Source organism: Oryzifoliimicrobium ureilyticum, from assembly GCF_037199735.1.
In the GTDB taxonomy this organism is placed as follows: Bacteria; Pseudomonadota; Alphaproteobacteria; order Rhizobiales; family Rhizobiaceae; genus Rhizobium; species Rhizobium ureilyticus.
Genome location: NZ_JBBBVQ010000048.1, coordinates 1 through 10,920 on the forward strand (window position 1 = coordinate 1; position 10,920 = coordinate 10,920).

Sequence of the window (10,920 nt, forward strand, 5' to 3'; positions counted from 1 at the left end):
GATCTCGGATATATCGACTTGGAACAGAGGACTTTGCAAACCATCGACAACCCGTTCGGCACGAGGTTGTTACCTATGTCTTAGGAACAGATTGTTACCTATGTATCCGGGTTGGACAATTCAAAAATGGAGCGGGCGAAGGGATTCGAACCCTCGACCCCAACCTTGGCAAGGTTGTGCTCTACCCCTGAGCTACACCCGCTCATTTCCACGTCGATCCGGGGTAGTCGTTGGATCGTCGGGGCTGCCTTGCGGCGACGGGCGCTATATCGCTCAAGTGATTTTCAAATGCAACAGAGAAATGACGTTCGGCCGAAGAAATTTTTCGACCCATGGTATCCCGCGGTTCTCCAAGTCAGCCGGGACTGCGACAAATGCTGTCGTCGCGGTGATTGCAGTCTAGGGCTTGCGATTCTAATCAGAGCGGGGTGTGGTCGGTTTGCGGTCAATCGCCCCCTGCGTGCGCCGCGCTCCTTGCAGCGTCTTCGCCACTACAAATAATTATTGGGTTGCATGTTCGAATTGCCCAGAAGAGGCGGATTAGCATTGGGCATTTATGAGTTGATTTTGCCCGATCAGCGGTTATGGCAAACTGCAGAGAAGGCCAACACGGATGGATATGATGATCGAAAGCCCTGCCAAGACCAGCGAGCAGTTGTTCGCTTTCCTCGATAGTCTCGGCATCAAGCATGTCACTAAAGAACATCCGCCGGTTTTCACGGTCGCGGAATCGGTATCGCTGCGTGACGAGATTCCGGGAGGTCATACCAAAAACCTCTTCTTGAAGGATAAGAAGGACCAGTTTTTTCTTCTGACCGTCGAGGAAAATGCGGTCGTCGATCTGAAGACGGTGCATACTGTGATCGGTGCGGCGAGTAAGCTGTCTTTCGGAAAGCCTGAAAAGCTCTTGGAGTTTTTGGGTGTCGTTCCTGGCTCGGTGACAGCCCTTGGTGCGATCAACGATACAGGCGGCAATGTCACATTCATTCTCGATGAGCATTTGATGAAGGAGGACATCATCAATTGCCATCCTCTTCGCAACGATGCGACGACCTCAATCGCCAGCGCCGATCTTCTGCGATTTCTCGAAGCAACCGGTCACAAGCCGCTTGTCTTGAAAGTGACGGCCTGACATACGATTTCTAGCCCAAAGCAATCCAGGCAGGATTGCAAAACAAGATGGCTTTGCCGGATCGGCGGGAGAAACCCATGAGCGACAATCCTTACGGCGCATCCTTTGGCGGACAGATGTCCGCAAGCGCGAGCTTCGGTTCGCCTGCGGCTGCGACTGATGGCCATATCAAGGAAACGACGACTGCCAATTTCACCAAGGATGTCTTGGAGGAATCACGGAAGCAGCCCGTTCTCGTTGATTTCTGGGCGCCTTGGTGCGGACCTTGCCGGCAGCTGACGCCGGTGATCGAAAAGGTGGTCAATGAGGCCCGCGGCCGCGTCAAGCTCGTGAAGATGAACATTGACGATCACCCGTCGATTGCAGGTCAACTTGGCATTCAATCCATTCCGGCTGTCATCGCCTTCGTCAATGGCCGTCCTGCCGATGGTTTCATGGGCGCCGTGCCTGAAAGCCAGGTTCGTCAATTCATCGATCGTCTTGGCGGACCTGCAGGCACTGACGACGAGGCAGCGGAAATCGAAGCCATCCTGACGGAAGCCGATGAGCTCTTGAGCGCTGGCAACGCCGCTGAAGCGGCGCAGCTTTTCGGCGCGGTTCTTCAAGCTGATCCTGAAAACGCAAAAGCGATTGCGGGTATGAGCGAGTGCATGATCGCTGCCAATCAGCCGGAGCGCGCCCGCCAGCTTCTCTCCGATCTTCCAGAGGCGCTATCGGCCGATGCCGCCATTCAGGCCGTATCGAAGAAGCTCGATCAAATCGAAGAGGCTCGCAAGCTCGGCGATCCTGTTGCGCTGGAGGATAGCTTGGCGCGCGACCCGGATGATCACGAATCGCGCATTCGCCTTGCAAAGATCCGCAATGTCGAGGGCCGCCGCGAAGAGGCAGCCGAGCATCTCCTGACCGTGATGCGCAAGGATCGCAGCTACGGAGACGACGCAGCACGGCGCCAGCTTCTGGAATTCTTTGAGGTTTGGGGTTTCAAGGATCCGGCAACCGTTGCCGCCCGCCGCAAGCTGTCGACAATGCTCTTCTCCTGATGCGGCTTCTGCTCAATCGGTTTCGTTGAGCAAAGCGGCCATGGATAGGGTCAACCGATTTACGCGACGTTGCCGCATTCCGCGGTGGGTGGCGTGAAGATAGATGATGCGTCCCTGCCTCTAAACCTTGGGAGCTTTCTGGCGTTGTGTCGAGGCATTTCGTCCGTGGTCCGGAATTTGCACCCTCGCTCCGCCAGGACTTGCGTTTTTTGAATCCGGCCCCACATTGAAAGCTTGGAAGCGAGAGGACGCGTTGCCCAAATGGTATGCGTGGTTCTCGAAGACTTTCATATGCTGGTGTGACGCGTCATGCGTTTAAGCGCGGCGTTTCGAACGATAATGACGTCAGGATTGGATCAGACACACAATGCAAGTTGGCAATGCGCGATATCTGAAGCCTGAGGATCTGCCGGATACGGTGCCGGTATTCCCGCTAACCGGCGTGCTTTTGCTGCCGGCCGGTCAGCTGCCGCTCAACATATTCGAGCCCCGCTACCTTGCTATGTTCGATGAGGCAATCGCGGGAAACCGTTTGATTGGCATGGTTCAACCAGCCCTGAACGAGCAGGAGAATACGTCCAATTCTGCGCCGTTGGCATCCGTCGGATGCCTTGGCAGGATCACCTCGTTCGCTGAGACGGGTGACGGACGCTACATCGTATCCTTGACTGGCATTTGCCGGTTCCGGCTGCTGGAGGAAAAGACGGGGTCCCATCCGTTCAGATCGTTCAAGATTGCGCCCTTCATTGCCGATCTCAACAGCGCGAGCGAAGAAGACACGGTGGATAGGCCAGCGCTCATTTCAGCTCTGCGCGCTTATCTCGACGCCAACAAACTTGAGGCCGATTGGGAGAGCGTCGAGCGCGCCAGCAATATGACGCTGGTAAACTCCATGGCGATGATGTCGCCTTTCGGGCCAGCCGAAAAGCAGGCACTTCTGGAGGCACCTGACCTTAAGACGCGCGCGGAAACGTTGATCGCCATCACCGAAATCGTGTTGGCAAGCAACTTCAGCGATTCCAATACGATCCTGCAATAGGCCAGGCGATGGACGAAAAGATCAGCCGCGTTGATCCGAAGCTCCTCGAGCTTCTGGTCTGCCCCTTGAGCAAGGGACGTCTTTCCTTTGACAGAGACCGAAACGAGCTGGTTTCCGAGCGTGCTAAACTCGCCTATCCCATCCGGGACGGGATTCCCATTATGCTGGTGTCGGAAGCGCGACGGATCGAAACCTGAATCTCAGCCGTGCCGCGTAGTCATATAGGCTGACCTGACAGCAGGCGCGGATTATCGTTCGAAACCGTTCCCGCGGCTTGGCCGATGAAGAACGATTTGAGCGACGGCATCCGGTTGACCAAGCCCAAGCCCAAATCACGTGCAATTCTGATCGGCGTGATATCGTTGGAAAACAACCGGTTGAGCACGTCGGTGGTCACACCCATGCGAAACGTGTCGAAGCGTCGCCAGGACTGATATCGCTCAAGTGTCGCGAGCGACCCAATATCGAGACCCAGCCGGTCAGCTTCGACAATGGTTTCAGCCAAGGCGGCCACATCCTTGAAACCAAGGTTCAAGCCTTGACCTGAAATAGGATGGATGCCGTGAGCTGCATCGCCAGCCAGCGCCACGCGATTGGCGACGAAGGCCCGCGCGAGCGTCAGCCCGAGCGGAAACGCCTTTCGATCACCTGCCAGCTTCAGCGCGCCGAGCTTATGTCCAAAGCGCCGCTCGAGTTCTTCCTCGAAAATCAGATCGTCAGTAGCAATCAGCCTCTCTGCATCTACCGTTCGCTCCGTCCAGACCAGAGACGAGCGATTGCCGGACAAAGGCAGGATAGCAAAGGGACCGGCCGGAAGAAAATGTTCTTCTGCGCAGCCATCATGCGGACGTTCGTGCTCGACCGTCGTCACAATTCCGGATTGGCCATAGTCCCAGCGAACCGTGCGGATGCCGGCAAGATCGCGCAGTTTCGAGCGAACGCCGTCGCATGCCACGACGAGCCGAGCGGCTATTTTACTACCATCCGACATCGTGACGGTCGCTTCGTGATCGCCCTGGACCAGGCCAGTTGCACCGAGGCCGTGACGAATTTCGATACCAAAGGATTGGCAAAGCTTGCGCAGCGCCCGCACCATCGTGACGTTCTGGACCATGTGGGCGAAGGGCCTACCATCGGCAACCTCGCCGTCGAAGGTCAGAAATATCGGACGAACAGGGTCGGACGTGCGCGAATCCGTCACGATCATCTTGTTGATCGGCTGAGCTTCCGGCGCAATATCGTCCCAAGCGCCCAGAACTTCCAACATTTTCGTAGCAGCTGCGATAATGGCCGAGGCGCGCGTATCCTTCTGCCAGACATGCTCCGGTGCGGCCTCCAGGACAGTGACATCAAGGTGCGGCGCAGCCTGCTTGACGGCAACGGCAGCGGAAAGCCCGACATAGCCTCCGCCCACAACCAGCATATCCACCATTATGCCTCTCCCTCTGTTTTGTCCTCAATTCCTTCTCCTATATAGAGGACAGCAACAAGAGTTCCTACCGGGAGGCCTCGACATAATGCCGCAAGAAGCACCTCAGTCGTCTTTTTCTTCAAAGGCTCTTGCCGGGCTTTTAAAGACGCTCGATCTTGAGCCGATCGAGGTGGATATTTTTCGTGGCCGCAGTCCTCAGATCGGCTGGCAGCGGGTTTTTGGCGGTCAGGTTGTGGCGCAGGCTTTGACGGCGGCGCAAAGAACGGTTGAAGCCAACCGGTTTGTTCATTCGCTGCATTCTTATTTTATGCGCCCCGGCGACCCGTCCGTGCCGATCATCTATCAAGTCGAGCGCATCCGCGATGGCGGAAGCTTCACGACCCGCCGCGTCATCGCTATCCAGCATGGGAAGCCGATCTTCGCTTTATCGGCGTCGTTCCAAGTCGATGAGCCTGGGTTTGATCATCAGTCCGCATTGCCTGAAGTCCCTATTCCGGAGCAGCTTCCGAGCATCAAGGAGATCAGTCAGCAGTTCCTTGGCGAGGCCGCTCCTGCCATCAAGAACTATTGGATGTGCGAGCAGCCGATCGAACTTCGGCCGGTTTCGCTGACCCATTATTTTTCAAAGGAAAAGCTCGAGCCTATTCAGAATGTGTGGGTCCGCGCCAATGGCGAGGTGCCAGAGGATCGCAATATCCAGACGGCCGTGCTCGCCTACCTTTCCGATATGACGCTTCTCGATGCATCCCTTTATGCCCATGGCACCTCCATCTTCGATGAGGGCCTTCAGGTTGCAAGCCTCGATCATGCCATGTGGTTTCATCGGCCCTTCCAGCTCGACGATTGGTTGCTTTATGCGCAGGACAGTCCATCCGCTTCCGGCGCTCGGGGACTGACCCGCGGAAATATTTTTACGAGATCCGGTGTTCTCATTGCCTCGGTGGCGCAGGAAGGATTGATTCGGAAAAAGGCAAATGCGTAATTTATGTGCATAATTTTCAATTTGCATATAATTTGAGCGCGCATTTGCTCGTCATTTGCCTGTTTGTTGGCTGGTTCCCTATAAAATCTTTATTTTTCAGTAATTTACCTTCGCATCCGAGTTGGCACGCGCCTTGAATGTAAGGTGGCGGTCGCTGCAGACGATCGTCAGCGGCAAGGAGAGTCGGCGCCGCGCCGAAGAACAAGGATGGGAAACCAGATGAAAATTGTGATGGCCATTATTAAGCCGTTCAAGCTGGATGAGGTGCGCGAAGCCCTTACGGCGATCGGCATTCAGGGCCTGACCGTCACCGAAGTAAAGGGCTACGGTCGCCAAAAGGGGCATACTGAAATTTATCGCGGCACCGAATATGCCGTCAGCTTTCTGCCAAAGCTGAAGATCGAACTCGCCGTCCCTTCAGAAATTGTCGACAAGGCGGTCGAAGCCATCGCGGCATCGGCAAAAACCGGACAGATCGGCGACGGCAAGATCTTCGTTTATTCCATCGATCATGCGGTGCGCATCCGTACCGGCGAAACAGATTCAGAAGCGCTGTAAAAAAGCGAGGGGAGTTTTTTTCTATGCAAGTTTTGAAGTTCCAGTCCCTTTTTGCGCGGCTGGGCGTTGCTTCCGCTGCGCTCCTGGCGCCGGCCATCGCTTTCGCCCAGGATGCAGCAGCGCCGGCTGCCGCTGCTGCGGCTCCTGCCATGTCCATGAACAAGGGCGACAATGCCTGGATGCTGGTTTCCGCCGCGCTTGTTCTGTTCATGACCGTCCCCGGCCTCGCCTTGTTCTACGGCGGTCTGGTGCGTGCCAAGAACATGCTGTCGGTGCTCATGCAGGTGCTCGTTATTGCCTGCGTCGTCGCTCTGATCTGGATCGTTTACGGTTACTCGCTGGCTTTCACCGCTGGTGGCAGCCTGAACAGCTTCGTCGGCGGCTTCTCGAAGCTTTTCCTGGCGGGGGTCACGCCAGCTTCGTTGTCTGAGACTTTCTCGAAGGGCGTTGCCATTCCGGAACTGACCTTCATCGTCTTCCAGATGACCTTCGCCTGCATTACGCCGGCCCTCATCGTCGGCGCTGTTGCAGAACGTATCAAGTTCTCGGCGATGATCCTGTTCTCGATCCTTTGGGTCACCTTCGTCTACTTCCCGATCGCTCACATGGTTTGGTTCTGGGGCGGGCCGAGCGCTTACACCGATCCGGCAGGTCTGATCTTCTCCTTCGGCGCTATCGATTTTGCCGGTGGTACGGTCGTTCACATCAATGCCGGTATTGCTGGTCTCGTCGGCGCTATCATGTTGGGCAAGCGTATCGGCTATCAGAAGGAAATCATGGCACCTCACTCCATGACGCTGACCATGGTTGGCGCTTCCATGCTGTGGGTTGGCTGGTTCGGCTTCAATGCGGGCTCCAATCTTGAAGCCAATGCAGGCGCATCGCTCGCCTTCATCAACACCTTTGTCGCAACGGCTGCTGCCGGTGTGTCCTGGTGCTTGGTTGAAGCCCTGACTCGTGGCAAGGCTTCCATGCTCGGTGCTGCATCGGGCGTCGTTGCTGGCCTCGTTGCCGTTACGCCGGCCGCTGGCTTTGCCGGACCGGTAGGCTCGATCGTGCTCGGCCTTCTCGTTTCGCCACTCTGCTACTTCTTCGTCGGCGCGGTGAAGAACAAGTTTGGCTATGACGACAGCCTCGATGTCTTCGGTGTTCACTGCATCGGTGGTATTTTCGGTGCCTTAATGACCGGCATCCTGGTCAATCCAGGTCTTGGTGGTGCTGGTATCGTCGACTACTCGACGGCTGATTTCGCCGCAACCTATCCTGGCGTTGCAACCCAGTTGCTGGCGCAGGCGAAGGGTGTCATCACGACGCTCCTGTGGTCAGGCATCGGCTCTGCGATCCTGTTCAAGATCGTCGACGTCATTGTCGGTCTGCGTGTCACCGTCGAAGCCGAGCGTGAAGGTCTTGACCTTTCGTCTCACGGCGAAGCTGCTTACCACTCCTAATCCTTGGGGTTCATCCGGCTTGCGGATGAACCCTTTTAAACAACCCATTCTTAGCTCCTCGGAGCAAAATTTGGCTCAGCATTCGGTGCTGAGCCTTTTTTATGACCTTGGCCGTTTACGCATTGGCAAGGTTAACGGCGCTTTAACCCAGAGATGATTAGGTAGGGTCGACGCAGTGGGCGGTTGTGTAAGGCCTACAGCGCCGGGTGTCTTCTTGAATGCACTGACGTCGCTGTAAGTCTTTGAATGAAATGCAGGTCCGTTTGCTCGAATAAGGCCAATCGAGCGCGGCATGCATGATGATTCGCACGACCAGGAATTGAGCGGGTAACAGATGGCAAGAGTCACCTCGGCAGCAATGGACGGTCGCTCCGACCGAGTATCCTTCAGCGAATTCGTGATCCGGCAGACCAAAGCCTTATTCGGCTTTGCGCTGTTCATCCTGCTCGCATTGGCAGTCGCTGCTCTTGCCACATGGAATGTCGCAGATCCCAGCTACTCTTATGCGACGAGCAATGAGCCCACCAATTTGCTTGGATATCCGGGCGCGGCCTTTGCCGATATCGCGATGCAGTTCTTCGGTCTTGCGAGCGTGCTTGCAATGCTGCCCGTGGTTGCATGGTCGCTTTCACTGATCTCCGGGCGCCGGATCACCCGTATACCGGTCAGGCTTTCGTCCTGGGTTGCCGGAATCGTTCTGTCTTCCGCCGCGATCGGATGCTTTCCGCCTCCGTTGACCTGGCCAATTCCCACCGGCATTGGCGGTGTCATCGGGGATATGATTTTGCGCTTCCCGGCCCTTTTTGTCGGCGCTTATCCGACCGGTACCTTTGCGATGATCGTCGGTGCTCTTGCCGCCTGTCCGGCTGCCTGGATGATGCTCTTGGCGGCCGGGATCGTCGGTAAGGCCGATACGGATGATGACGATTTTGAAGATGTGCCTTATGCCGATCACCGCTCGAAGGCCCGCTCGGTCAGTGAAGATGACGATGGCGAAGACGAAGGCGGCTGGCTTGCCTTCGGCGCTCTTACCCACGCCTGGTACATTAGCCAGGCGCGGATGCGCCGCCTTTTCGGCCTTCGCCCGCGTGCTCGCCGCAGCGACGACCTTGACGGCCCCTACGACTTCAACGATGAAGAATTCTCGGCGCTGAATGAACCGGCCGCTGCCAAATCAGCGAACGTATCAGGCGCACGCAGGGAGCCGTCGCTCGATGTGCAGCCGTCTGCGCGGCGGGTGGTATCGGCTCCCTCCATCTCGCTTGATGATGACGAAGATGCGCTTGTTGAGAGCGACATGCCACGCCGTCCGGCTGATATTCTGCCTGACGACGACGATGATTGGATGATGGATGCGCCCGCAAAGCCGACCGTCTCCCGTGGTCCGGCGGCGCGTATCACGCCGCAGATTTCCCGGCCGCGGCCTGGGATGCGTGTCGAGCGGGAGCAGCAAGGTTCCTTCATACGCCCGCAAGGTTTCCAGCTTCCTTCGATCCATCTGCTTGCCGAACCAAAGAGCGTCGTGCGCGATTCCACGCTTTCCGCCGATGCGCTTGAGCAGAATGCCCGCATGCTGGAGGGTGTTTTGGAAGATTTCGGCGTGCGCGGCGAAATCATTCACGTGCGTCCGGGCCCCGTGGTTACGCTTTACGAATTGGAGCCAGCGCCTGGCATCAAGTCGTCCCGAGTCATTGGCCTTGCCGATGATATCGCCCGCTCGATGAGTGCGATCTCCGCTCGCGTGGCTGTTGTCCCAGGTCGCAACGTGATCGGTATTGAACTGCCCAATGCAACGCGGGAAACGGTTTATCTGCGCGAGCTCGTGGCATCTCGTGACTTTGAGGGCTCAAAGGCCCGGCTTGCCATCGCACTCGGCAAGACGATCGGCGGGGAGGCCGTCGTGGCCGACCTTGCAAAGATGCCGCATCTTCTCGTTGCGGGTACGACCGGATCGGGCAAGTCCGTTGCGATTAACACCATGATCCTGTCGCTCGTCTATCGTATGACGCCGCAGCAGTGCCGATTGATCATGATCGACCCCAAGATGCTCGAACTATCTGTCTATGATGGCATTCCGCATCTGCTTTCGCCGGTGGTCACAGATCCCAAGAAAGCCGTCGTCGCGCTGAAGTGGACTGTCCGCGAGATGGAAGAGCGCTACAAGAAGATGTCGAAGATCGGCGTTCGCAACATCGATGGCTTCAACAGCCGCGTCGAGCAAGCCCTTGCCAAGGGCGAAAATATTTCTCGAACTGTCCAGACCGGATTTGATCGTCATACCGGCGAGGCGATGTACGAGACGGAGGAATTCGATCTTCAGCCGATGCCTTACATCGTCGTCATCATCGACGAAATGGCAGATCTGATGATGGTGGCCGGCAAGGATATCGAAGGCGCGGTTCAGCGTCTCGCGCAAATGGCCCGTGCCGCTGGCATCCACGTGATCATGGCAACCCAGCGTCCGTCCGTCGATGTCATCACCGGTACGATCAAGGCGAACTTCCCAACGCGCATTTCCTTCCAGGTGACCTCCAAGATCGACAGCCGTACGATCTTAGGAGAACAGGGCGCCGAACAACTGCTTGGTCAAGGCGACATGCTCTACATGGCAGGCGGCGGACGCATTCAGCGCGTTCACGGTCCCTTTGTCTCGGATGTAGAGGTCGAGGAAATCGTGTCCCATCTCAAAAGCCAAGGTTCGCCGGAATATCTTGATGCCATCACTGCCGATGACGATGAGGGAAGCGAGCACGGCGGCGGGAGCGTTGGCGGCAGTTTTGGGGAATCGGATGACCCCTATGATCAGGCGGTCGCGATCGTGCTGCGGGACGGCAAGGCTTCGACTTCCTATGTTCAACGCCGGCTCGGCATTGGCTACAACCGCGCTGCTTCCCTAATCGAGCGCATGGAGCAGGAGGGCATCATCGGCCCTGCCAACCATGCCGGCAAGCGTGAGATCCTGGTGCCAACCGAAAACGATATTCTTGATCGCTAAGACTTATGGTGAGGGGGACGCGGCACACCGCTATAAATCCCATGGAACCAAACTGTAAAATCGCCGCGGCGTGCACTATCTTTTACAAAACGTCGAAAGGTGAGCAGGACTGGCATCAATTGCCTGATGCGCGTCATTAAGACGCCGCCTTTGCGAGACAAAAGACTGCCTAAAGGAGGTGGCATGAAAGAGGCACCTCCGCCGATAGAACGGATCACTGAGATGCAGGTGAAGATAGAGGGACAGTCACACTTCCAGCCTTTCGGCTTATCCTGTTGGGGTTTTGCAGATCTC

Annotated in this window: 9 protein-coding genes and 1 tRNA gene; 8 read left to right on the forward strand and 2 right to left on the reverse strand. The window is 56.7% G+C overall.

Going from position 1 to position 10,920, the window contains the following annotated elements; translation table 11 throughout:
- Nucleotides 1-127 precede the first annotated feature (127 nt).
- A tRNA-Gly gene (locus VQ830_RS28185) sits at nucleotides 128-202 on the reverse strand.
- A 420-nt stretch (nucleotides 203-622) separates the two neighbouring features.
- Here VQ830_RS28185 and VQ830_RS28190 point away from each other — a divergent pair.
- The 4 genes from VQ830_RS28190 (at nucleotide 623) to VQ830_RS28205 (ending at nucleotide 3,408) form a co-directional block, all read left to right on the forward strand.
- Nucleotides 623-1,132: a prolyl-tRNA synthetase associated domain-containing protein gene (locus VQ830_RS28190; RefSeq protein ID WP_337271467.1), complete on the forward strand. Its 510-nt coding sequence runs from the start codon at nucleotides 623-625 to the stop codon at nucleotides 1,130-1,132.
- Nucleotides 1,133-1,209: 77 nt separating this feature from the next.
- Nucleotides 1,210-2,172: a thioredoxin gene (gene trxA, locus VQ830_RS28195; protein ID WP_337271459.1), complete on the forward strand. Its 963-nt coding sequence runs from the start codon at nucleotides 1,210-1,212 to the stop codon at nucleotides 2,170-2,172.
- 367 nt (nucleotides 2,173-2,539) lie between these two features.
- Nucleotides 2,540-3,211: an LON peptidase substrate-binding domain-containing protein gene (locus tag VQ830_RS28200; protein WP_337271460.1), complete on the forward strand. Its 672-nt coding sequence runs from the start codon at nucleotides 2,540-2,542 to the stop codon at nucleotides 3,209-3,211.
- Between the two features lie 8 nt (nucleotides 3,212-3,219).
- Nucleotides 3,220-3,408 (forward strand): Trm112 family protein, encoded by a 189-nt coding sequence (locus VQ830_RS28205; protein WP_337271461.1) that lies wholly within the window; start codon nucleotides 3,220-3,222, stop codon nucleotides 3,406-3,408.
- A 20-nt stretch (nucleotides 3,409-3,428) separates the two neighbouring features.
- On the opposite strand, the gene VQ830_RS28210 is transcribed toward VQ830_RS28205, so the two are convergent.
- On the reverse strand, nucleotides 3,429-4,643 hold the full coding sequence (locus tag VQ830_RS28210; protein ID WP_337271462.1) for a ubiquinone biosynthesis hydroxylase: 1,215 nt from the start codon (nucleotides 4,641-4,643) through the stop codon (nucleotides 3,429-3,431).
- A gap of 85 nt (nucleotides 4,644-4,728) precedes the next feature.
- On the opposite strand from VQ830_RS28210, the gene tesB reads away from it, so the two are divergent.
- The 4 genes from tesB (at nucleotide 4,729) to VQ830_RS28230 (ending at nucleotide 10,626) form a co-directional block, all read left to right on the forward strand.
- Complete coding sequence (gene tesB, locus VQ830_RS28215; RefSeq protein ID WP_337271463.1) at nucleotides 4,729-5,625, forward strand: acyl-CoA thioesterase II; 897 nt, start codon at nucleotides 4,729-4,731, stop codon at nucleotides 5,623-5,625.
- 219 nt (nucleotides 5,626-5,844) lie between these two features.
- Nucleotides 5,845-6,183: a P-II family nitrogen regulator gene (locus tag VQ830_RS28220; protein ID WP_337271464.1), complete on the forward strand. Its 339-nt coding sequence runs from the start codon at nucleotides 5,845-5,847 to the stop codon at nucleotides 6,181-6,183.
- A 23-nt stretch (nucleotides 6,184-6,206) separates the two neighbouring features.
- Complete coding sequence (locus VQ830_RS28225) at nucleotides 6,207-7,631, forward strand: ammonium transporter (RefSeq protein ID WP_337271465.1); 1,425 nt, start codon at nucleotides 6,207-6,209, stop codon at nucleotides 7,629-7,631.
- Between the two features lie 334 nt (nucleotides 7,632-7,965).
- Nucleotides 7,966-10,626, forward strand: a complete 2,661-nt coding sequence (locus tag VQ830_RS28230) for an FtsK/SpoIIIE family DNA translocase (RefSeq protein WP_337271466.1) — start codon at nucleotides 7,966-7,968, stop codon at nucleotides 10,624-10,626.
- Nucleotides 10,627-10,920: the final 294 nt, after the last annotated feature.

Bases quoted from the DNA above. Each gene is read 5' to 3' on its own strand.
- VQ830_RS28210 (WP_337271462.1), bottom strand. From the start codon at position 4,643: ATGGTGGATATGCTGGTTGTGGGCGGAGGCTATGTCGGGCTTTCCGCT.
- VQ830_RS28220 (WP_337271464.1), top strand. From the start codon at position 5,845: ATGAAAATTGTGATGGCCATTATTAAGCCGTTCAAGCTGGATGAGGTG.
- VQ830_RS28190 (WP_337271467.1), top strand. From the start codon at position 623: ATGATCGAAAGCCCTGCCAAGACCAGCGAGCAGTTGTTCGCTTTCCTC.
- VQ830_RS28200 (WP_337271460.1), top strand. From the start codon at position 2,540: ATGCAAGTTGGCAATGCGCGATATCTGAAGCCTGAGGATCTGCCGGAT.
- VQ830_RS28205 (WP_337271461.1), top strand. From the start codon at position 3,220: ATGGACGAAAAGATCAGCCGCGTTGATCCGAAGCTCCTCGAGCTTCTG.
- VQ830_RS28230 (WP_337271466.1), top strand. From the start codon at position 7,966: ATGGCAAGAGTCACCTCGGCAGCAATGGACGGTCGCTCCGACCGAGTA.
- VQ830_RS28225 (WP_337271465.1), top strand. From the start codon at position 6,207: ATGCAAGTTTTGAAGTTCCAGTCCCTTTTTGCGCGGCTGGGCGTTGCT.
- tesB (WP_337271463.1), top strand. From the start codon at position 4,729: ATGCCGCAAGAAGCACCTCAGTCGTCTTTTTCTTCAAAGGCTCTTGCC.
- trxA (WP_337271459.1), top strand. From the start codon at position 1,210: ATGAGCGACAATCCTTACGGCGCATCCTTTGGCGGACAGATGTCCGCA.